Genomic DNA, 20,595 nt, shown 5'->3' with positions numbered 1-20,595 from the left:
CGGCCGCCGCCGCCCGTCTCATGCCTTCAGCACACCATGGCGGCGGGCAAAGGCGGCGAAGAGCGTGGGCCAGGCCGAGGCCGGTATGGTCTTGGCAAGCCGCACGCCGAAGCCATGGCCGCCCTGGTCGAAGGCGTGCAGCTCCGCCGGGCGCCCGGCAGCGAGCAGCGCCTGGTACAGGGCCAGGCTGTTCGCGATCGGCACCAGTCCGTCGTCGCTGGCATGGGTGAGGAAGATGGGCGGGGTGCCGGCGGTCACCCGGTTTTCGACCGAAGCGGCGGCGAGCGCCTTGGGGTCCGCACCCGGCCCGAACAGATTGTCGCGCGATCCGCCATGGGTGAAGGGCGCCGCGAGGCTGACCACCGGATAGACGAGCCCTGCCAGATCGGGGCGTGCGGAAAGCCGGTCCGCCGCGTCGACCGGTGCATAGACGCGCTCGTCATGCCGGGTGGCCAGGCTGCCCGCGAGATGCCCGCCGGCGGAGAAGCCGAGCGCCAGCACCCGTGCCGGATCGAGGCCGTAGCGCGCGGCTGCGGCACGGATCAGCCGCAGCCCACGCTGCGCATCGGCGAGCGGCACGGTCGCGCGGTTCGCCCAGCCTTCGGTGGGAATGCGGTAGCGCAGGATGAAGGCGGTGATGCCGATCGCGTTCAGCCAGCGCGCCTGCTCCTCGCCTTCATTGTCCACCGCCAGAAAGCCATAGCCGCCGCCGGGGATCAGCATTACCGCGCTGCCGTTCGGCTGGGCGGCGCGACGGACGGTGAGCGACGGCTGGCCGATGCCGGTCTGCCAGCGGTCTTCGAACGTGGGGTCCTTGGAGCGCTGGTCGTATTTCGGGGTGGGCAGCGTGGCGGGCGCGCCGGGTGCGATGCCGGGCCAAAGCGGCAGCACCTCGTCCCGCGCGGCATCGGCGGCCCGTGCCGGCAGGGCGTAAAGCGCGCCGGTAGCGGCGATGCCTTCCAGCAGGGTGCGTCGGGAAAGTGGTTCGGCCATGGGCGCTCCTTCTCCTGTTTCGGCCCTGCGCCGGGGGCGTCGGGCAGTGCCTTGTCGTGCGTTCGGGGATGCGGATCGCGCAAAGGCGATTGCATCCACAGGTGGTAGCGCTAACCTCGTTGGAAGAGATCGTAAACCGGTTGCCGTGCGCGGGGTGGGGGAGGATTGCCATGAAATGCCTGGAAATTGCCGCGCTCGTCGCGGTGCTGGCGGGGGCGCCGACGGCGGCCGTCGCGCAGACGGCGACGCCCGTGCCGCATATCGAGACGAAAAACGGTCGCCACGCGCTGATCGTCGACGGCGCGCCCTTCCTGATGCTGGGCGGGCAGGTGAACAACTCCAGCAACTATGCCGAGCCGCTCGCCACCGCCTGGGACGTGCTCGACCGGATCCACGCCAACACGGTGGAAGTGCCGATCGCCTGGCAGCAGGTGGAGCCGCGCGAGGGGCAGTTTGACCTCAGCTTCCTCCAGACGCTGCTCGACCAGGCCCGCGCGCACGACAAGCGTGTGGTGCTGCTGTGGTTCGGCACCTGGAAGAACACGAGCTACAGCTACACGCCCGATTGGGTGAAGCTCGACTCCAGGCGCTTCCCGCGGATGAAGACGCGCGACGGCAAGGACCACGGCGTGCTCAGCGCGCATGGGGCGGAGACGCTGAAGGCCGACATGCGCGCCTTCGTGAAGGTCATGGAGTATCTGCGGGATCATGATCCGCAGAACACGGTGATCCTGGTCCAGCCGGAGAACGAGACGGGCAGCTACCGCAACCCGCGCGACTATTCGGTCGAGGCCAACCGGCTGTTCGCGCAAGCCATCCCCGCCGAGCTAGCGAAGAAGATCGGCAAGCGCGGCACCTGGAGCGAGGTGTTCGGCGGACAGGCCGATCGTGCGTTCAACAGCTGGTATGTCGCGCGCTTCGTCAACGCCATCGCCGCGGCGGGCAAGGCGGTGAAGCCGCTGCCGATGTACGTCAACGCGGCCCTTGCCGGCCCCTCCAACGTGCCCGATCCCGATGGCGTGGCGAGCGGCGGGCCGCAGCAGGACGTGCTCGACATCTGGAAGGCGGCGGCACCCGCGCTCGATTTCGCCGCACCCGACCTCTATGATCGGAGCAGCGCGAACGTCTCGCTCTACCTCGAGAAATATGCCCGGGCCGACAATGCGCTGATGGTACCGGAGATCGGCAATGCGCGCGAGTTCGCCCGCTTCTTCTACGAGGCGCTGGGGCGCGGGGCGATCGGCTTCGCCCCGTTCGGGATGGATGCCACCGGCTATTTCAACTTTCCGCTCGGCGCGCGCGATCTGGATGCGGCGACGATGGATGCCTTCGCGCTGCCCTATGGCATGCTGAAGGGTATTGCGCGCGACTGGGCGCGGATCGCCTATAGCCGCCCCACCTGGGGCGTCGCCAGGCCCGACGACAACCAGCCGCGCTCTACGACCTTAGGAGGATGGACGATCACGGCCAGCTGGGGCGAATGGCAGTTCGGCATGAAGGAGTGGACCTTCCTCAAGTCCGATCCAGCCCCCTGGGGAGCGGAGAAGATCGGCGGCGTCGCGGTCGCGCAGCTTTCCGAGAACGAGTTCCTGGTGGTGGGCGACCACGTCCGCGTGACCTTTGCGCCCGCAGAAGGCAGCGCGCCGAACGGCATCATGCTCCGCACCGAGGAAGGGACTTTCGTCGACGGCACGTGGCGGACGACGCGCGTGTGGAACGGGGACCAGACCGATTACGGCCTCAACCTGATCGATCGTCCGCAGATTCTGAAGATCACCATGGGCCGCTATCGTTGAGCGGCGAAAATCAAAGAAACGCAGGAGACTTGGGCATGAAGAGGGTTTGGATCGCGGCGCTGCTCGCCGGCAGCGCGATGGCGTCGGCACAGGCGGCGCAGGACAATGGCTATAGCCGCACCGATGGCGGCGTGGTCGTCACGCCGACCGGCGGCAGCGCGGCACGCGTGGAAGTGACCGTCCATGGCGACGGCATCTTCCACGTCATCGCCACCCCCAAGGGCGTCGATACCGGCACGCTGGCACCGAGCCTGATGGCGGCGAACCCGCCCGCCGCCGGTGCCTTCGAGGTCGCCCAGGCCAACGGCCATGTGCTGGTGAAGGCCAAGCGCGCCACCGCCGATATCGAGATAGCCACCGGCCGCGTCCGCTTCACCGATGCCAAGGGCCGCGAGCTGCTCGCCGAATCGGGCCAGGCCGCGTTCAAGCCGGTAACGGTCGAGGGTAAGCCCTTCGTCGCCGTCAGCCAGCAGTTCAACCGCGGCACCGACGAGGGGCTGTACGGCCTCGGCCAGCACCAGAACGCCCAGATGAACTACAATGGCGAGGACGTCGAACTCGCCCAGCACAACATGGACATCGCGGTGCCGTTCGTCGTCTCCACGCGCAGCTACGGCCTGCTCTGGGACAATGCCAGCATCAGCCGCTTCGGCAACCCGAAGCCCTACACGCTGGTGGGCGAGGGGCTGAAGGTCACCAGCGGCGGCAAGCCGGGCTGGAAGGCCGACTATTTCCTCGACGGCAAGCTGGCGGTCTCGCGCCAGGAAGCGACGATCAACTACCAGTATATCAAGGACCAGAAGAACTGGCCCGAGGCTGCCAAGGCGCAGACGGTCGCGGCGACCGGCGGCCAGAACACCGCCGGCAACGCGGTGCAGAAGCAGACCGTGGTGTGGACCGGCGACCTGCAGCCCGAGGTGACCGGCACCCATAAGTTCCAGCTCTACGGCTCGAGCTATTACAAGGTCTATGCCGACGGAAAGCTGGTGCTCGACCGCTGGCGGCAGAACTGGAACCCCTGGTATGCCAATTTCGACTTGGCCATGGTGAAGGGCAAGCCGGTGCAGATTCGCATCGAGTGGGAGCCGAACGCCGGCTATATGGCGCTGCTCCACAATGATCCGCTGCCCGTGCAGGACCGTCATTCCTTGTGGTTCACCAGTGAGGTCGGCCAGGCCAAGAACTATTGGTTCGTCCCCGCCGACACGATGGACGGCGTGATCGCCGGCTATCGCCAGATCACCGGCAAGGCCGAGATGATGCCCAAATGGGTCTATGGCTTCTGGCAGTCCCGCCAGCGCTACGACACCGCCGCCGAAGTGACCGGTGTGGTCGACAAATACCGTTCGCTGAACATCCCGCTCGACAATATCGTGCTCGACTGGCGCTACTGGCGTGACGACGACTGGGGCAGCCATCGGTTCGATCCGACCCGCTTTCCCGATCCCAAGGCGATGATCGACAAGGTGCACGGGAGCCACGCCAACTTCATGATCTCGGTCTGGCCGAAATTCTATCCGACCACCGACACCTACAAGGAGCTGAACGCCGCGGGCGCGGTCTATCAGGGCAATCTGCGCCAGGGGAACAAGGACTGGGTCGGCCCCGGCTATGCCAACACCTTCTACGATCCCTATTCGGCCGAAGGGCGCCGCATCTTCTGGAAGCAGATCCAGGAGCGCCTCGGCGTGCTCGGCACCGATGCCTGGTGGGCCGATGCCAGCGAGCCGGACATGCATTCCAACCTGTCGATCGAGGAGCGGATCGACACCATGGGCCCCACCGCGATCGGGCCGGCGCAGCAATATTTCAACAGCTATGCGCTGATGAACGCCCGCGCCTTCTTCGAGGGCTGGCGCAGCTTCAAGCCCGATGTCCGGCCGTTCCTGCTCACCCGTTCGGGCTTCGGCGGGCTGCAGCGCTATGGCGCGGCGATCTGGTCGGGCGACGTCGCCACCCGCTGGTACGATCTGCGCGCGCAGATCTCGGCCGGGGTCAATGCGTCCATGTCGGGCATCCCCAACTGGACGCACGACATCGGCGGCTTCGCGGTCGAGCCGCGCTACGAGGCGAAGAACCCCAAGCCCGAGGACGTGGCCGAATGGCGCGAGCTCAACCTGCGCTGGTTCCAGTTCGGCGCGTTCAGCCCGCTGTTCCGCAGCCACGGGGAGGTGCCCTATCGCGAGATCTACGAGATCGCGCCCGAAGGCTCGCCGATGCGCGCCTCGATGGTCTGGTACGATCAGCTTCGCTACCGCCTGATGCCCTATATCTACACGCTGGGTGCCGATACCTATATGAAGGACGGCAGCATCATGCGGGGGCTGGCGATGGACTTCCCCGCCGATGCCAAGGCCCGCAACATCGACGACCAGTATCTGTTCGGCGATGCGTTCCTGGTAGCCCCGGTGACCGAGTACAAGGCGCGCAGCCGCACCGTGTACTTCCCCGGCACCGGCACCTGGTACGACTTCGGCACCGCCAAGACCTATCGCGGCGGCACCATTGCGGGCATCCAGGCGCCTGCCGAGCGGATGCCGCTGTTCGTCAAGGCAGGCGCGATCGTGCCGATGGGGCCGGTGACGCAATATGTCGACCAGCAGCCGGGCGCCCCGCTGACGATCACCGTCTATACCGGCGCGAACGGCGCGTTCTCGCTCTACGAGGATGACGGCCGCAGCGAACAGTACAAGAGCGGCGCGTTCAGCCGCATTCCGCTGACTTACGACGACAAGGCCGGCACGCTGACGATCGGCGCGCGCGAGGGCAAGGGCTGGGCGGGCATGCCGACGGCACGCAGCTTCCGCGTGAAATGGGTGAGCGCCGGCAAGCCGGTCACCGACGACAATGGCTTTGACACCGAAGTGCGGTATCAAGGTGGTACTGTGGTGGTTCAGCGGAGGTAATAATGATCGGATCAGGGTGGCGGCGTCGCGGGGTATTGGCGGGGCTCGCCGCCCTGCCGGCGGTGGCGCGGGCACAGCAGATGGCGCAGGGGCCGGTACAGCCCAACTGGCCGTCGCTGGTGGCCAACTATCGCTACCCGGACTGGTTTCGCGATGCGAAGTTCGGGATCTGGTCGCACTGGGGCCCGCAATCGGTGCCCGAACAGGGCGACTGGTACGGGCGGCACCTGTATATCCAGGGCCACCCCGCCTCGGACTTCCATCGCAAGACCTATGGCCACCCGGCCGATGTCGGCTTCATGGAGGTCCAGAACCGCTGGACCGCCGAGCGTTGGGACCCCGAGGAGCTCATGAGGCGCTATGTGAAGGCCGGCGCGAAATATTTCGTGTCGCTCGCCTGCCATCACGACAATCTCGATTGCTACGACAGCGCGTATCATGGCTGGAACAGCCTGCGCGTGGGGCCGAAGCGCGACGTGGTCGGCACCTGGGCGAAGGTGGCGCGTGAACACGGGCTGCGCTTCGGCGTCTCCAACCATGCCGCCCATGCCTGGCACTGGTTCCAGACCGCCTATGGCTATGACCCCGAAGGTCCGCGCAAGGGCGAGCGCTACGATGCGTTCCGCCTGACCAAGGCGGACGGCGCCGGCACATGGTGGGAGGGGCTCGATCCGCAGCTGCTCTATACCGGCAAGCACATCGCTGCGCCCGACGGCATCGATACCATGAAGGCGATGGGCAAGTGGCACGAGGCGCATGACGGCCAGTGGGTCGAGCATGGCCCTGCCGGCGATGCCGCCTATGCCACCCGCTGGCTGCAGCGCCAGGTCGACCTCGTCAGCAAATACCAGCCCGATCTCTGCTATTTCGACGATTACGAGCTGCCCTTCGGCCCCATCGGGCTGGCGGCAGCGGCCGATTACTACAACCGCTCGATCGCGAAGAGCGGCAAGATCGACGTGGTGCTCAACGCCAAGCAGCTGAAGCCCTATGCCCGCTTCGGGCTGGTGCAGGATGTCGAGCGCGGCTTCGCCGATCGGCTGTGGGACGAGCCCTGGCAGACCGATACCTGCCTGGGCGACTGGTTCTACAAGCGCAGCCTCTATACCGACAAGGCGTACAAGTCGGCGAACGATGTGCTCACCCGGCTGGCGGATGTGATCTCCAAGAACGGCAACCTGCTGCTCTCCGTGCCCCAGCGCGGCGACGGCACGATCGATTCGGAGGAAGAGCGCATCCTCGACGATCTTGCCGCCTGGATGGCGGTGAACGGCGAGGCGGTGTTCGGCAGCCGGCCGTGGCGCAGCTATGGCGAGGGGCCGACCCAGCTCGCCTCGGGCATGCAGAACGAGGACGGCTTCAAGGGCTTTGCCGAGCAGGACGTGCGCTTCACCAGCAAGGGCGACGCGCTCTACCTGTTCTTCCTCAAGGCGCCGAGTGCGCCCGTGACGGTGCAGGCGCTGGGGCTGAAAGCGGGCCGTGTGGCGCGGGCGCGTCTGCTCGGCGGCGGCGACGTGGCGTTCCGCCAGTCCGACGCCGGACTGGCGGTCACGCTGCCAAAGGGGCTGGGCACGGTGCCGGTGGTGCGGATCGACGGGCTGCGCCGGGCGTGAGCGGGAGGGGGCGGCGGGAACCGGCCGCCCTTGTCCGACCAGTCGTCATCCCGGCCAAAGCCGGGATCCATTGGGGCCGCCGTTTCGGCTCCAGCTGACATCGAGAGGCGACTGGGTCCCGGCTTTCGCCGGGATGACAAACATGGGTGTGTTGGCGACCGGAGCCGTGCTCAGGTAGCGGGGCCCTTGCGGGCAAGTTGTTTTGTCAGAAGGGAAAAATGGTGCTGCCGGCGAGGATTGAACTCGCGACCTCAGCCTTACCAAGGATGCGCTCTACCACTGAGCTACGGCAGCACTGTTTTTCCAACCGCGGCGACCAGCGCCGTGCGGGAGGGGCCTATGTGCAGGGAGGCCGGCGATTGTCAACCGCTATCGCGCCGGTTTATCACTTTTCGCATGAAGGATGTGGATAAGCAGGCCCGATTGGCCGAAAAGCTGCGTGAAAACCTGCGGCGGCGGAAGGCGCAGGCGCGGGAAGCGAAGGCCGAGGCTGCGGGAGAGGGGCTGAATCGTTCCGCGCAGGACTGACCGAATCAGCCCGATGGCCTGCGTCAGCGATGCTGCTGCGCCATCAGCCAGGTGCGGATGGCGCTGGCGAGGTTCGGCGGATCCTCGGCGCTGATCCGCGCATGGTCGATCGCGGCGACCAGCGCGCTGAGCGGCAGGCCCGCCGCGACGGCAGCCGTCTCCAGCGCGCCCCAGAAGATCGGTTCCAGGCTGATCGAGGTCGGATGCCCGGCGATCGTGATCGATCGCTTCACCGGCCCGTGAAAGCCCCCCGGCGGCGGCACGATCTCCAGCGCCGCCACCGCGTCACTCGCTGTCGAACAGCGCGGCCAGCTGCTCGACCATCGTGCCGGCCAGCTGTTCGGCATCCATGATCGTCACGGCGCGGCTGTAATAGCGGGTCACGTCATGGCCGATGCCGATCGCCGCCAGTTCCACCGGCGAGCGCGACTCGATCCAGGCGATCACCTGGCGCAGGTGGCGCTCCAGATAGGAGCCCGAATTCACCGACAGCGTCGAATCGTCCACCGGGGCGCCGTCGGAGATCACCATCAGGATCTTGCGATCCTCGGGCCGGGCGATCAGCCGGCTGTGCGCCCAGAGCAGCGCCTCGCCGTCGATATTCTCCTTGAGCAGCCCCTCGCGCATCATCAGGCCGAGCGACTTCTTGGCGCGGCGCCACGGTTCGTCGGCCTGCTTGTAGACGATATGGCGCAGGTCGTTGAGCCGGCCCGGCTGCGCGACGCGCCCTTCGCCCAGCCACTTCTCGCGCGACTGGCCGCCCTTCCAGGCGCGGGTGGTGAAGCCGAGCACCTCGGTCTTCACGCCGACGCGCTCCAGCGTGCGCGCGAGGATGTCCGCGCTGATCGCCGCGATCGAGATCGGCCGCCCGCGCATCGAGCCCGAATTGTCGATCAGCAGCGTCACCACCGTGTCCTTGAACTCGGTGTCGCGCTCGATCTTGTAGCTGAGCGACTGCATCGGGTTCACCACCACCCGCGCCAGCCGCGCGGCATCGAGCAGGCCCTCGTCCTGGTCGAAGTCCCAGCTGCGGCTCTGCTGCGCCATCAGCCGGCGCTGCAGCCGGTTGGCGAGCTTGGTCACCGCACCCTGCAGATGCACCAGCTGCTGGTCGAGATAGGAGCGCAGCCGCTCCAGCTCGTCGGTGTCGCACAGGTCGGTGGCGGCGACGACCTCGTCGAACTGGGTGGTGTAGGGGCGATATTCGAAGCTCGGCGGCAGGTCGCTCCACGGGCGATTGGGACGGGTGGGCATCATGCCTTCGTCGCCATCGTCGCCGGGCTCGCCGTCGCCGTCGTCCATGCCCTCGGACTGCTGGTCCTGCTCGCCGTCCTCGCCCTGTTCGGACTCGCGCTGCTCGCCGCGCGCTTCGGTCTGGCCTTCGCCCTGCTGCTGCTGGGACTCGCCTTCCTCTTCGCCCTGTTCCTGCTGCTCTTCCTGGCCCTCCTCCTCGCCGCCGCTTTCATCGGCCTCGTCGGGGACCATCTCGCCCTCGGTCAGCTCCAGATCCTGGAGCAGCTTGGCGGCGAGTGCGGCAAAGGCGTGCTGGTCGTCGATCGCGGTGGCCAGCGCATCGAGGTCGGAGCCCGCCTTTTCCTCGATCCAGTCGCGCACCAGCGCCAGCCCCAGCGCGGCGCTGGACGGCGATTCGCGACCCGTAAGCCGCTCGCGCACCATCAGCCCCACCGCGGTGGACAGCGGCACCTCGTCGCGCGTGCGGGCGCGGCCGATCGGGTCGGAGCGCAGCCGCATCGCCAGCGCCTGCTCCAGATTGTCGGCGATGCCGGCATAGCCGCGCGACCCCAGCGCCTCGACCCGGGCGGTTTCCACCGCGTCATAGACGGCGCGGGCGACCGGCTCGCGGGGCGCGGTGCGGCCGTGGAGCGTCGCGTCGTGGTGGCGCATGCGCAGCGCAAAGCTGTCGGCAAAGCCGCGCGCCTCGGCCACCTGCTCGGGCGGCAGCGCGCGCGCGGGCGCGGGCACCTTGATCGTCTTGCCGCTCTGGAACGGCGCGTCGGCGGTGAAGCCGAATTCGAGTTCGTCGGCACCCGAAAGCGCGCGTGCCGTGCCCGCGAGCACGTCGCGAAACCGATCGAGGGGAGTATCCTGCGCCATCCCTCCCACATGCGCCGCACGGGGCAGAAGTCAAGGAAGGCGCAGGGTGGATGACCGAGGGGGCAGGGGGCTGCCCGCGTGTCAGCCGCGCCCCATCCCCATCGCCGCCCCGGCGACGAACGGGCAGCCGGCGACCAGCAGCAGGCTGATCGCCGCCAGCAGCTTGATCGCGCCGGGCTCGCCGCCGGTGGCGCCCGCGCCGAAGATCAGCAGCGGTACCGCGAAGGGGAGCATCACCAGCCCGGCGATCGCTCCCGCGCCGCGCAGCCCCGCCACCAGCGCGGCCGTGGCAACGCCCAACGCGGCCAGCCCCGGCGTGCCGATCGCCAGCCCGAGCAGGATCGTGGCGAGTGCGCCGGCCGGCACGTGCAGCAGCGCCGCCGCCACGCAGGTTGCCGCCAGCAGGGCCGGGCCGAAGCCCAGCCAATGGCCGAGCATCTTCGCCGCCGCGATGCCTGCATCGGAAAAGCCGCGCGCCACCAGCTGGTCGAGCACGCCGCTCTCGGCATCGGGGGCGACCAGCCGCTCCACCGGCAGCAGTGCTGCGAGCAGCGCCGCCGCCCAGATCACGCCGCCGCCGATCCGCGCGAGCAGGCGCCCGTCCGGCCCCACCGCGAAGGGGAACAGGATGGCGACGAGCAGGAAGAAGGCGATCGGCAGCACCAGCCCGCCGCTGCTCCATGCCCGCCGCAGCTCGCGCCAGACCAGCGCGGTCACAGCCGGATCTCCTGCGCGTCGGGCAGGGCGATCGGCTGGTGCGTCGCGACCAGCACGATGCCGCCGGCGGCCCGGTGCGCGGCGATCCGAGCCTCCAGCATCGCGAGCGAGGCGGTGTCGAGGCCGTTGCCGGGTTCGTCGAGCAGCCACACCGGCGCGCCGCTGGCGAGCACACGGGCGAACGCCGCCCGCCGTCGCTGGCCGGTGGAGAGCAGGCGCACCGGCACCTCGGCAATCTCGGCCAGCCCCACCGCGTCCAGCGCTTCGGCCACGCAGGCCTTGCCCCCGTCGAGCCCGGCCCAGAAGCCCAGCGCTGCCGCCAGCGTCTGTTCTGCATCCAGCGCGGCGCTCTCGCTCAACAGCGCGCGGGCGCCGTCGCCGGTCACGCGTCCCTCCAGCGGCGCGAGCAGCCCGGCGGCGATGCGAATCAGGCTCGACTTGCCGACGCCGTTCGGGCCCCGCACCAGCCCCGCATCGCCGGGCCCCAGCGCGAAGCCGAGGCGCTCGAACAGAATCCGCCCACCGCGCAGGCAGGTGACATCGTCAAAGGCGAGGGCCGGGCTCAATCGGCGGCGTCTTCCAGCGCATGCATGTCGTCGTCGGACAAGCCGAAATGATGGCCCACCTCGTGGATCACGACATGGTGCACCAGCCGTTCGAGCGATTCGCCGCTCTCCACCCATTCGTCGAGGATCGCGCGGCGATAGAGGTGGATGCGATCGGGCAGCCCACCCGAATCGAACGCCGATTTCTCGCCGACCGGGCGGCCGTGATAGAGGCCGCTGAGCGCGAAGGGATCGTCGATCTCCAGTGCGTCGAGCGTTTCCTCGTCGGCAAACTCCTCCACCAGCAGCACCACATCGGCAAGATGCGACTGGAACGGTTCGGGAATGCGCGCCAGCGCGTCGCGGGCGAGGCGTTCGATCAGGGCCGCATCGGGGGCGAAGGTTGGCGCTTGCTCCGGCATGGCCGAATGCATAGGCGGAGCGGCGGAGAAGGAGCAAGGAGGCACACCATGGTTGCGCGTTTGACCGACGGATTGCGCGAGGAATCGCTCGCCGCCCTGCCGGGTTGGACCTATGAGCCGGGCCGCGACGCGATCACCCGCCGCTTCCAGTTCGCCGACTTCGTCGAGGCCTTTGCCTTCATGACCCGCGTCGCGCTGATCGCCGAGAAGGCGGACCACCATCCCGAATGGTCCAACGTGTGGAACCGGGTGGACGTGCTGCTGACTACCCACGACGCCGGCGGCCTTTCGACCCGCGACATCCAGCTGGCGACCGCGATCGACGCGCTGGTGCAGGGGTAAGCGGCGGTCCTTCCCTGCAGGGTAGGCGTCACTCCCCCTCGTCCGGGCTGCCATACAGGGCCCAGCGGTGCTCGCCGGTCACCGTATCGGCATAGGGGCGCCCGGCGGCATCCTTGCTCGGCACATAGCGGAAGCGCTTCTGTATCAATCGGCAGGTCGTCTCGTCCAGGTCGCGATTCCCGCTCGATCGGGTGACGGTGCAGCTCGACACCCGGCCGTTCACCCCCACGACGAAGCGCAGCCCCACGGTGCCGCTGGCGCCGGCCTCCAGCGCCGCCTTCGGATAATCGGCATCGGTGATGCGGCCGCCGATCCAGTGGAGCGGTTCCCCGCCGCCGCCGCCGGATCCGTCGCCGTCTCCGCCGCTGCCGGTGCCCTGGCCTGCGCCGCCCGCGCCGGTGCCCGGCCCCGCGACGGGGGCCGCGCCGGAGCTGGTGTCGGCCGCCGTCGCGGGCCTGGGGGCGGTCACCAGGGGCGGGGGAGGAAGCAGGATCGGCGGCGGGGGCGCCGCAACCTCGGTCGCCTTCGACACGCGATTGGGCGGCGCGGCGGCGCCCTCGGCCTTGGGTGCCGCGCGGCGGACGGCCGGCTCGGGCGCGGGCGGCGGCGCGGGCGGCGGCACGTCGAAGCTCAGCAATGCGGGCGCATCGCCCGAACGCATCACCGTCTGCGCGCGAAGCCCGGCGAACAGCAGCGCCGCCAGCAAGGCTTCCACGGCGATCGCCGCCGCCGCGCCGCGCAGCCGGAGCCGCGCCGATTTCATCGGCGGCCCCACGATCGTTGCGGGTTCATGCAACCGAAATGTGGCATGGCACATTGATACGCATCGAACACGAACCGAAGATGGGGTCCAACCATGCGTAAGACAATTGCCGCCTTTGCCGCCTTCGCCCTGGTGATGCCGGTCGCGATGCCGATCAGCGTCGCGAGCGCCCAGTCGCGCTACGAAGGCAAGTCGAAGTCGAGCCGCTACCGCTATGTGAAGAAGTGCCGCCGCTCCAAGGGGGAGGCGGGCCTGATCGCGGGCGGTGTCGCCGGTGCGCTCGCCGGTCCGTCGGTGGTCGGCGGCGGCCTGCTCGGCGCGGCCGCGGGCGGTGTCGCCGGCGCGCTGGGCGGTCGCGCGATCGATCGTACGCTTACCGCCAAGAATCGCTGCACCTACGTCCGCGTCCGCCGCTGACGAAACCGGAGGGGCGGGCCTTGGCCCGCCCCTTTCCAAATGCGCCTGCATCGGCCAGAAACCGGCCATTCGCGCGGCAGATCGCGCCGCCCCCAAAGATGCAGGAAGTACGTGTATGTCCAGCTATGCCGATCGTCTGAAGGCCCTCCGGGACCAGCTGTCCCGTGACGCCCTCGACGGTTTCGTCGTGCCGCTCACCGACGAGCACATGTCCGAATATGTCGGTGCCTATGCCCAGCGCCTGGCCTGGCTGACCGGCTTCCAGGGCTCGGCCGGGTCCGCCGTGGTGCTCAGCGAACAGGCGGCGATCTTCACCGATGGCCGCTACACGCTGCAGGTGCGCCAGCAGGTCTCGGCAGATCAGTGGGACTATGTCGGCGTTCCCGCCACCAGCATCGCCGACTGGCTGGGCGAACACGCCCCGGACGGCGGCCGGATCGGCTATGATCCCTGGCTGCACACCCGTGCCTGGGTGGAGGAAGCCCGCGCGGCACTGGCCGAGAAGGGCGCGACGCTCGTCGCGGTGACGCGCAACCCGATCGACGCGGTCTGGGCCGAGCAGCCGGGCCCCTCGGATGCGCCGCTGACGGTGCTGGACGATGCGCTTGCCGGCAAGTCCTCCGCCGCCAAGCGCGCGGAGATCGCCGACTGGCTGCAGGCCCGCCATGCCGATGCGGTGGTGATCGCCGCGCTCGATTCGATCGCCTGGACCTTCAACATACGCGGCGACGACGTGACCCATACGCCGGTCGCGCTGGCCTATACGGTGATCCATGCCGACGGCACCGCCGATCTGTTCGTCGCGCCGGATAAGGTGACCGATGCGGTGCGCCAGCACCTCGGCAACGCGGTGCGCATCCAGGATCGCGCCGCCTTCGCGCCGGCGCTGGGCGGCTTTGCCGGCAAGCGCGTCGTGGCGGACCCCGGCACGGCCGTTTCGGCGGTCTTCGACGCGCTGGAGGCGGGCGGCGCCACCGTGGTCGCGCTGCGCGATCCCGTCATCCTCGCCAAGGCGATCAAGAACCCCGCCGAGGTCGCCGGCCACAAGGCCGCCCAGGCGCGCGACGGTGCCGCGCTCAGCCGATTCCTGAAGTGGTTCGAGGAAACCGCGCCGCAAGGCGGGCTCACGGAACTGTCGGTGGCCGAGAAGCTGCGCGATTTCCGCGAGGCGACCGGCAAGCTGAAGGATCTTTCCTTCGACACCATCTCCGCCACCGGCCCGAACGGCGCGATCCCGCACTACAAGGTCACCGAAGAATCGAGCCTGCCGATCGAGCCGGGCCAGCTGTTCCTGATCGATTCGGGCGGCCAATATGGCGACGGTACCACCGACGTGACCCGCGTGATGCCGGTCGGCGCGGCGAGCCACGAGATGAAGGACCGCTTCACCCGCGTGCTCAAGGGCCATATCGCCATCGCCACCGCGATCTTCCCGGACGGCACCACCGGCGCGCAGATCGACGGTTTCGCCCGCCGACCGCTGTGGGAAGCGGGGCTCGATTTCGCCCATGGCACCGGCCACGGCGTGGGCGCCTATCTTTCGGTGCACGAGGGGCCGCAGCGCATCGCGCCGCCTTCCTATCCGGGCGGGCAGGCGCTGGAGCCGCTGCGCGCCGGCATGTTCCTCTCGAACGAGCCGGGCTATTACAAGGCGGGCGAATATGGCATCCGCATCGAGAACCTCGTTCACATCGTAGAGCGGACGATTCCGGGCGGCGACAAGCCGATGCTCGCCTTCGAGACGCTTACCTTCGCGCCGATCGAACGCAGCCTGATCCTGCCCGAGCTGCTCTCGCCCGAGGAGCGCGCCTGGCTCGACGCCTATCATGCGCAGGTGCTGGCGATCGTCGGCCCGCAGCTGGAAGGCGAGGAGCGCGCCTGGCTGGAAGCCAAGTGCGCGCCGATCGGCTGATCGCGCGCTGAGCCATCCGGAGCGGCGATCGTCCGCCGCTCCGGATGGCCCGTTCAAGCCGCCGGCTTGATCCAGTCGTGCATCGTCATCCAGCGGACGAATTCGTCGAACCAGCCGGTGCTGGTGGTCTTTTTCGGGTACATGCCGAAGCCGTGGCCGCCCTGTTCGAACAGGTGGAACTCCACCGGCCGCTTGGCCGCGCGCCAGCTGTCGATCAGGCCGAAGCCGTTATTGCCGAACAGGGGATCGTCCGCCGCCAGCGCGACGAACAGCGGCGGGGCGTCGGCCGGCACCTGGAAATTGCTGAGCGGGCCATAGATGGTGCCGATAAAGGCGGGCTTGGCATCCTGCCCGTCCAGTGCGGTCGCCAGCGTCAGCATCGCGCCGGCGGAGAAGCCGACCATCCCGATCCGCTCGGGCTGCACATGCCATTCCGCCGCCTGCTTGCGCACCAGCGCGAAGGCGGCGCGCGCATCGGTGACCTGGGTCGCGATCCCGGCCATCATCGCCTTGGGGTCGGCGGCGCGCGGCGGGCCGCCCGCACCGCCGGCAAAGCGGGCCTTCATCGCCGCTTCATAGCCTGCCAGTTCCTGCGGCGTCTGGTTCAGCCGGTATTTGAGCACGAACGCCGCGACCCCGTGCGCCGTCAGCGCCTTGGCCACATCCCAGCCTTCGTTCTGCATCGACAGCGAGGTGAAGCCGCCGCCGGGTGCCACGATGACGGCGGTGCCGTTCGCCTTGACGGGATCGGGCAGGAACGGGGTGAGCGTCGCCACCGTCACGTTGCGGGTGAAGACGCTGCCATATTGGCTGTGCCAGCTCTCGGCGGCCTTGGCGCCGGGCAGCGGCCCGGTGCCGAGCTCGATCGCGCCCGGCTGCGCCGGCGTGGCGATCGGCGCCATCTTGTCGTTCTGCGCCAGCGCGGGCGGGGTCGCCACGCCGGCGAGCACCACTGCGCCTAGCGCCAGCCCGTGGCGGACGCGCGCAATGGTGGTGGGAATGCGTTGCGGCATGCTCCTCTCCTTCGATCGTCGTTAGTTATGCGGCATACTATCCAGCGCCGCACGGCCTTTGTCCAACAAAATTGATAGCGCTACCACGACAAACGATCGCATTCTTCTACGGGTCTGGGGGGGGCGGTGAACCACCCTGGCTGGGGAGCGTTTCCGCCGCGTGCTCGCGCATCTGCCCCTAGCCTTGCTGCTCCAGGCATCGACTGTCCTGCTGGCCCGCGCGCTGGGCGTGGCATGGGTGCCCGGTGTCTGGCTGGGTGCCTTCTGCGCGATCGCGGTGTGCATCGCGCGCGAGATCACGTAGCGCGAATATCAGTGGATCGAGCAGTCTGGCAGCGGCCTTCGGCGCAACATGCCGCTATTCGCGGGCTATCGCTTCTGGGAATGGAACCGCCACTCGAAGCGGGAGACGCTCGCCGCCGCAGCCCTCGTCATCGGGATCGCCGGCCTCATGACGATGCTACAGCACTGAACCTATACGACACTAGCAGAAAAATGTGCGTAACCAGCTTGGCGATTCCCGGTACCGCGCGCAAAAATCTGCAAACCGCTCGCATTAGCGTTGACTCTGCGAGGCGTTCGCAATAGCAGGGCCGGAACGATCATATGGGGGTTACCTGCGTTGCGTTCTTCCTCTCCTGCCGTGTCTACCCGCGTTCCTGCCTTCCTCGCCCTCGCCTGTGTCGGTTTCGTCGCGACCGCGCCGGCCCATGCCGATACCGATGGCACCGGCCCGGATTCGGACGATCAGGATCGAATCGTCGTCAACGGCCAGCGCAACAACGAACTGGTCGGCCCCAAGGCCGTCGCGCCGGTGGTCAACACGCCGCGTTCGGTGGTCGTGCTCTCCAACGAGTTGATTGAGCAGACCGGGTCCACCACGCTAGCCGACGCGTTGCGCACGGTCCCCGGCATCACCTTCGGTGCGGCGGAGGGCGGCAATCCGATCGGCGACCGGCCGTTCATTCGCGGCTTCGACAGCCAGGGCTCGACGTTCCTCGACGGTGTGCGCGACATCGGCGCCCAGACGCGCGAAGTCTTCGCTACCGAGCAGGTGCAGATTGTCCGCGGTTCGGACTCGACGCTGGGTGGCCGCGGCAGCGCCGGCGGATCGATCAACATTATCTCGAAGCTGCCCGTGGCGGGGAACTTCATCGCCGGATCGGCCAGTGTCGGTACGGCGGAATTCCGCCGCTTCACGCTCGACGTGAACCAGAAGGTGACCGATCGTATCGGCGTGCGCATCGCAGGAATGTTCCACGATCAAGACGTCGCCGGCCGCGACGCGATCTGGAACCGGCGCTGGGGCATCGCCCCCTCGATCACGCTCGGCATGGGCACCGACACCCGTCTGACGGCGGCGTATTATTACTACGAGACGCACGAGCTGCCCGATACGGGCATCCCGTACAGCTACGTCCTCGCGAACGCGCCGGGGACCGGCACGATCTACAGCCAGCCTGCCATGGGGGAGTTCACCACCATCGGCGGCACCCGCGGGACGATCGCCCGTAGCGCCTTTTACGGCCTGAAGAACCGCGACTTCCGCGACACCCAGGTGCAGCAGGCGACGTTGCGCGCTGAGCATGATTTCGGCGGCATTACGCTGCGCAATCTGTCGCGCTACGGCTATACCAACCAGTCCTATATCTTCACGCAGCCGGACGACAGTCAGGGCAATGTCTACGGCACCAGCGCGACGGCGCCGACGGGTGCGGCGGCGACGCGCGGCGACCAGATCCAGGGCGGCTATGTATGGCGCCGCGCCAACACCCGCTATGGCTATACCGAGACGCTGACCAACCAGACCGATCTGTACGGCACCTTCAAGACCGGCAGCATCGAGCACAGTTTCTCGACCGGCGTCGAGATCAGCTGGGAGAAGGCGCGGCGGGGCACCTTCGCGGTGGCCGACGGGCGCCCGTCGACCGGCCCGCGCTGCAACGCCGGCACGCTCGCGCGCTACAGCTGCACCAGCTTGTTCAATCCGACGCCCAATGACCCTTGGGTGAACTACGCCAGCGATACCTCGACGACGCCGGCCGCGATCGCCAGGAACGCGCCGATCACCGAGACGCAGAACGACGCTAGCACCGTTGCGGTCTACGGCTTCGACTCGATCACGCTGCTTCCGCAGCTGATCCTCAACGTCGGCGCGCGGTACGATCGCTTCAAGTCGACGGTCACGCCGGGCCAGACCGCGACCGCCACCAGCACCTTCCAGCTCAGCAAGACCAGCAACCTGTTCAACTGGCAGGCCGGCCTGGTGTTCAAGCCGACCCGCAACACCAGCCTCTACGCAAGCTACGCGACGGCCGCGACGCCGCCGAACAGCCTCGTGGGCGAGGGACAGGAAGGCAACAGTCTTGGCACGGCCATCAGCGCCGCTGCCCTTCTGGATAGCCTGAAGGTGGAAACGACCAAGTCGTACGAGGTCGGCGCCAAGGCCAGCCTGTTCCATGAGCAGCTGGCGCTCGGTGCGGCACTGTTCCAGACCGATACCAACAATGCCCGCGTCACCGGCCCGGACAATACCGTCGAATTCATTGGCAAGCGCCGCATCCGCGGGCTGGAGCTGACGTTCAACGGCAACGTCACCAACTGGCTGAGCGTGTTCGGCGGTTACACCCATCTCGATGCGGTGATCGTCGATGGCGGGTTCACGGCGCTTACCGCACCGGTGGTCGGCAGCCAGCCGGCCCGGGTGGTGCTGGTGCCGGCGGTCACCACCGGTCGCCAGGCGCCCCAGACGCCGAAGGACAGCTTCACCCTGTCCGCCAACCTGAAGCCGACCAAGCGGCTGAGCCTGGGCGGTGGCGCCTATTACACCAGCCGGGTGTTCGGCGGCTATCAGGACAACCGCACCGCCACGCAAGACGCTGCCGGCGCGGTCACGGTGAACCCGGCGACCCGGGTGCTGGCACGGACCGTTCCGTCCTATTGGCGCTTCGATGCGCAAATGGGCTACCAGCTGACGGACAGGATCAAGATCAGCGCGAACATCCAGAACCTCACCGACAAGACCTACTACACCGCAGCCTTCACCTCGCATTATGCGACGATCGCGCCGGGTCGCTCGGCCTTCGCGACGCTCAACGTGAAATTCTGATGCGCGTATCGCTCGACGCGTTGCGCCCCGACGATATCGCCGCCCGCCTCTCCGGTTCACCGGAGGCGCGGGCGGCGCTGATTCAGGAAGGCGCCGAAGCCGGGGTGGCGGAAGCGCAGGCGGTGTGGGGGCAGATGCTGCTCGACCAGGGCCGCAAGGCCGAGGCGTTCGGCTGGTTCGGCCGCGCCGCCCGGGCTGGGCATCTGATGGCGCTCAACATGCTGGGGCGCTGCTACGATCTCGGTTGGGGCACCGGCATCGATAAGGTGCGCGCCGCCGAATGCTTCCGGGTCGCCGCCGAGCGCGGGCTCGACTGGGGCATGTATAATTATGCGACCGCGCTGGCGCTCGGCGAAGGTTTGACCGAGGACAAGGCCGCCGCGCTCGCCTGGTTCGAAAAGGCCGCGGCGACGGGCAATGCCAAGGCGATCAACTATGTCGGCAGCTTCCACGAGGATGGCTGGGTGGTGCCGCAGGACATGGCCAAGGCGGCGGGATGCTATGCCCGCGCGGCCGAGGGCGGCGATTTCCGCGGCGCGTTCAACCATGCCCGCATGCTGGCGGCCGACGGGCTGCTCGACACGGCGGCACACTGGTTGACGCGCTGCCGCGAGACCGCGACTCCGGCCTTTGTCGAAAAGGCCCGCGACTGGCTCCGCCGCTCGCCCTGGCCGGAGCTGGAGACCCATCTTTGCTGATCCCCATTCCCGACCTGCTCAGCGCCGCCGAAGTGGCGCAGATCCGCGGCATCATCGATGCGGCGGAATGGGTTGACGGCAACGTCACCTCGGGCGCGCAGTCGGCGCTGGCCAAGCGCAACGAGCAGCTGCCCGAAGGCGGGGAGGCGCACCGCCAGGCCGGCGCGATCCTCCTCGACGCGCTGGCCCGCTCTCCGCTGTTCGTGGCCGCCGCGCTGCCGCTCAAGGTCTTTCCGCCGCTGTTCAACCGCTATGCCGGCGGGCAGGCGTTCGGCACCCATGTCGACAATGCCATCCGCATCCAGCGCGGCAGCGACTTCCGCATCCGCTCCGACCTGTCGATGACCGTGTTTCTCGAGCCGCCCGAGGCCTATGACGGCGGCGAGCTGCGGATCGAGGGGCTGTTCGGCGAGCAGAGTGTCAAGCTGCCGGCGGGGCATGCGATCCTCTATCCCTCGTCGAGCCTGCACCGGGTGGAGCCGGTGACGCGCGGTGCCCGGACGTCGAGCTTCTTCTGGCTCCAGTCGATGGTGCGCGACGATGGCGAACGGCGGATCCTGTTCGATCTCGATCGGTCGATCCAGGCGCTGGCGGCCGAGTTGGGGCAGGGCCATGCCGAGGTGGTGGCGCTCACGGGCGTGTACCACAACCTGCTGCGCCGCTGGGCGGACGCCTGATCAGGGCTTCAAAGGCCGGCAAGGGCTGC

Annotated in this window: 19 protein-coding genes and 1 tRNA gene; 11 read left to right on the top strand and 9 right to left on the bottom strand. The window is 68.3% G+C overall.

What is annotated here, in order from left to right:
- Window positions 1–18: 18 nt before the first annotated feature.
- A complete protein-coding gene (locus tag KK7_RS0109585; protein WP_010544426.1) occupies window positions 19–993 on the bottom strand; it encodes an alpha/beta hydrolase in 975 nt (324 codons plus the stop codon).
- A gap of 170 nt (window positions 994–1,163) precedes the next feature.
- Between KK7_RS0109585 and KK7_RS0109580 the strand changes: the two genes are divergently transcribed.
- Genes KK7_RS0109580 through KK7_RS0109570 form a run of 3 tightly spaced genes read left to right on the top strand, consistent with a single transcriptional unit; the run spans window position 1,164 to window position 7,308 of the window.
- Window positions 1,164–2,789 carry a DUF5597 domain-containing protein gene (locus KK7_RS0109580; protein ID WP_010544425.1) on the top strand — a complete coding sequence of 542 codons (1,626 nt, stop codon included), beginning with the start codon at window positions 1,164–1,166 and terminating at the stop codon, window positions 2,787–2,789.
- Between the two features lie 35 nt (window positions 2,790–2,824).
- Window positions 2,825–5,695, top strand: coding sequence for a glycoside hydrolase family 31 protein (locus tag KK7_RS0109575; RefSeq protein WP_010544424.1), 2,871 nt, complete (start codon window positions 2,825–2,827; stop codon window positions 5,693–5,695).
- Between the two features lie 2 nt (window positions 5,696–5,697).
- On the top strand, window positions 5,698–7,308 hold the full coding sequence (locus KK7_RS0109570) for an alpha-L-fucosidase (RefSeq protein WP_040598219.1): 1,611 nt from the start codon (window positions 5,698–5,700) through the stop codon (window positions 7,306–7,308).
- A 219-nt stretch (window positions 7,309–7,527) separates the two neighbouring features.
- On the opposite strand, the gene KK7_RS0109565 is transcribed toward KK7_RS0109570, so the two are convergent.
- Window positions 7,528–7,602, bottom strand: a tRNA-Thr gene (locus tag KK7_RS0109565).
- Between the two features lie 102 nt (window positions 7,603–7,704).
- Between KK7_RS0109565 and KK7_RS23590 the strand changes: the two genes are divergently transcribed.
- Window positions 7,705–7,836, top strand: coding sequence for a hypothetical protein (locus KK7_RS23590; protein WP_272941570.1), 132 nt, complete (start codon window positions 7,705–7,707; stop codon window positions 7,834–7,836).
- A 23-nt stretch (window positions 7,837–7,859) separates the two neighbouring features.
- Here the strand turns inward: KK7_RS23590 and KK7_RS0109555 are convergent, their stop codons facing one another.
- From KK7_RS0109555 to KK7_RS0109535, 5 genes are all read right to left on the bottom strand, one after another.
- Window positions 7,860–8,117, bottom strand: coding sequence for a ribbon-helix-helix domain-containing protein (locus KK7_RS0109555; protein WP_010544421.1), 258 nt, complete (start codon window positions 8,115–8,117; stop codon window positions 7,860–7,862).
- A gap of 4 nt (window positions 8,118–8,121) precedes the next feature.
- Window positions 8,122–9,951, bottom strand: a complete 1,830-nt coding sequence (gene cobT / locus KK7_RS0109550; protein WP_010544420.1) for a cobaltochelatase subunit CobT — start codon at window positions 9,949–9,951, stop codon at window positions 8,122–8,124.
- Window positions 9,952–10,032: 81 nt separating this feature from the next.
- Window positions 10,033–10,668 (bottom strand): heme exporter protein CcmB, encoded by a 636-nt coding sequence (locus KK7_RS0109545; protein ID WP_010544419.1) that lies wholly within the window; start codon window positions 10,666–10,668, stop codon window positions 10,033–10,035.
- Window positions 10,665–11,234, bottom strand: a complete 570-nt coding sequence (gene ccmA, locus KK7_RS0109540; RefSeq protein WP_010544418.1) for a heme ABC exporter ATP-binding protein CcmA — start codon at window positions 11,232–11,234, stop codon at window positions 10,665–10,667. The genes KK7_RS0109545 and ccmA overlap by 4 nt, the downstream gene beginning before the upstream one ends.
- Window positions 11,231–11,635, bottom strand: coding sequence for a metallopeptidase family protein (locus KK7_RS0109535; RefSeq protein WP_029623141.1), 405 nt, complete (start codon window positions 11,633–11,635; stop codon window positions 11,231–11,233). The genes ccmA and KK7_RS0109535 overlap by 4 nt, the downstream gene beginning before the upstream one ends.
- Window positions 11,636–11,683: 48 nt before the next feature.
- Between KK7_RS0109535 and KK7_RS0109530 the strand changes: the two genes are divergently transcribed.
- A complete protein-coding gene (locus KK7_RS0109530; RefSeq protein WP_010544416.1) occupies window positions 11,684–11,977 on the top strand; it encodes a 4a-hydroxytetrahydrobiopterin dehydratase in 294 nt (97 codons plus the stop codon).
- Window positions 11,978–12,005: 28 nt separating this feature from the next.
- Here the strand turns inward: KK7_RS0109530 and KK7_RS0109525 are convergent, their stop codons facing one another.
- Window positions 12,006–12,740: an energy transducer TonB gene (locus KK7_RS0109525; protein WP_010544415.1), complete on the bottom strand. Its 735-nt coding sequence runs from the start codon at window positions 12,738–12,740 to the stop codon at window positions 12,006–12,008.
- Between the two features lie 93 nt (window positions 12,741–12,833).
- Here KK7_RS0109525 and KK7_RS0109520 point away from each other — a divergent pair, with 93 nt between their 5' ends.
- Together KK7_RS0109520 and KK7_RS0109515 are read left to right on the top strand one after the other, a co-directional pair.
- Window positions 12,834–13,157 carry a hypothetical protein gene (locus tag KK7_RS0109520; protein WP_010544414.1) on the top strand — a complete coding sequence of 108 codons (324 nt, stop codon included), beginning with the start codon at window positions 12,834–12,836 and terminating at the stop codon, window positions 13,155–13,157.
- A 115-nt stretch (window positions 13,158–13,272) separates the two neighbouring features.
- On the top strand, window positions 13,273–15,069 hold the full coding sequence (locus KK7_RS0109515) for an aminopeptidase P family protein (RefSeq protein ID WP_010544413.1): 1,797 nt from the start codon (window positions 13,273–13,275) through the stop codon (window positions 15,067–15,069).
- Window positions 15,070–15,122: 53 nt separating this feature from the next.
- Here KK7_RS0109515 and KK7_RS0109510 read toward each other — a convergent pair whose 3' ends face one another.
- Window positions 15,123–16,082: an alpha/beta hydrolase gene (locus KK7_RS0109510; protein ID WP_010544412.1), complete on the bottom strand. Its 960-nt coding sequence runs from the start codon at window positions 16,080–16,082 to the stop codon at window positions 15,123–15,125.
- Between the two features lie 160 nt (window positions 16,083–16,242).
- On the opposite strand from KK7_RS0109510, the gene KK7_RS23370 reads away from it, so the two are divergent.
- From KK7_RS23370 to KK7_RS0109485, 4 genes are all read left to right on the top strand, one after another.
- Complete coding sequence (locus KK7_RS23370; protein WP_237709173.1) at window positions 16,243–16,386, top strand: hypothetical protein; 144 nt, start codon at window positions 16,243–16,245, stop codon at window positions 16,384–16,386.
- 339 nt (window positions 16,387–16,725) lie between these two features.
- The gene (locus KK7_RS0109495) at window positions 16,726–19,191 is read left to right on the top strand and encodes a TonB-dependent receptor (protein WP_010544411.1); all 2,466 of its coding nucleotides are present in this window, start codon (window positions 16,726–16,728) and stop codon (window positions 19,189–19,191) included.
- Complete coding sequence (locus KK7_RS0109490; protein ID WP_010544410.1) at window positions 19,191–19,889, top strand: tetratricopeptide repeat protein; 699 nt, start codon at window positions 19,191–19,193, stop codon at window positions 19,887–19,889. The genes KK7_RS0109495 and KK7_RS0109490 overlap by 1 nt, the downstream gene beginning before the upstream one ends.
- Window positions 19,883–20,566 carry a Fe2+-dependent dioxygenase gene (locus KK7_RS0109485; RefSeq protein ID WP_010544409.1) on the top strand — a complete coding sequence of 228 codons (684 nt, stop codon included), beginning with the start codon at window positions 19,883–19,885 and terminating at the stop codon, window positions 20,564–20,566. Before KK7_RS0109490 ends, KK7_RS0109485 begins: the two co-directional genes overlap by 7 nt.
- Window positions 20,567–20,595: the final 29 nt, after the last annotated feature.

Source organism: Sphingomonas elodea ATCC 31461 (genome assembly GCF_000226955.1).
GTDB classification, from domain to species: domain Bacteria; phylum Pseudomonadota; class Alphaproteobacteria; order Sphingomonadales; family Sphingomonadaceae; genus Sphingomonas; species Sphingomonas elodea.
This window is presented reverse-complemented; position numbering and strand designations above follow the sequence as displayed.

What these genes read in the sequence shown, in the direction of transcription:
- KK7_RS0109510 (WP_010544412.1), bottom strand. Translation starts at nt 16,082, where the DNA reads ATGCCGCAACGCATTCCCACCACCATTGCGCGCGTCCGCCACGGGCTG.
- KK7_RS0109530 (WP_010544416.1), top strand. Translation starts at nt 11,684, where the DNA reads ATGGTTGCGCGTTTGACCGACGGATTGCGCGAGGAATCGCTCGCCGCC.
- KK7_RS0109585 (WP_010544426.1), bottom strand. Translation starts at nt 993, where the DNA reads ATGGCCGAACCACTTTCCCGACGCACCCTGCTGGAAGGCATCGCCGCT.
- KK7_RS0109525 (WP_010544415.1), bottom strand. Translation starts at nt 12,740, where the DNA reads ATGAAATCGGCGCGGCTCCGGCTGCGCGGCGCGGCGGCGGCGATCGCC.
- KK7_RS23590 (WP_272941570.1), top strand. Translation starts at nt 7,705, where the DNA reads ATGAAGGATGTGGATAAGCAGGCCCGATTGGCCGAAAAGCTGCGTGAA.
- KK7_RS0109520 (WP_010544414.1), top strand. Translation starts at nt 12,834, where the DNA reads ATGCGTAAGACAATTGCCGCCTTTGCCGCCTTCGCCCTGGTGATGCCG.
- KK7_RS0109570 (WP_040598219.1), top strand. Translation starts at nt 5,698, where the DNA reads ATGATCGGATCAGGGTGGCGGCGTCGCGGGGTATTGGCGGGGCTCGCC.
- KK7_RS0109535 (WP_029623141.1), bottom strand. Translation starts at nt 11,635, where the DNA reads ATGCCGGAGCAAGCGCCAACCTTCGCCCCCGATGCGGCCCTGATCGAA.
- KK7_RS0109515 (WP_010544413.1), top strand. Translation starts at nt 13,273, where the DNA reads ATGTCCAGCTATGCCGATCGTCTGAAGGCCCTCCGGGACCAGCTGTCC.
- KK7_RS0109580 (WP_010544425.1), top strand. Translation starts at nt 1,164, where the DNA reads ATGAAATGCCTGGAAATTGCCGCGCTCGTCGCGGTGCTGGCGGGGGCG.
- KK7_RS0109490 (WP_010544410.1), top strand. Translation starts at nt 19,191, where the DNA reads ATGCGCGTATCGCTCGACGCGTTGCGCCCCGACGATATCGCCGCCCGC.
- KK7_RS0109575 (WP_010544424.1), top strand. Translation starts at nt 2,825, where the DNA reads ATGAAGAGGGTTTGGATCGCGGCGCTGCTCGCCGGCAGCGCGATGGCG.
- cobT (WP_010544420.1), bottom strand. Translation starts at nt 9,951, where the DNA reads ATGGCGCAGGATACTCCCCTCGATCGGTTTCGCGACGTGCTCGCGGGC.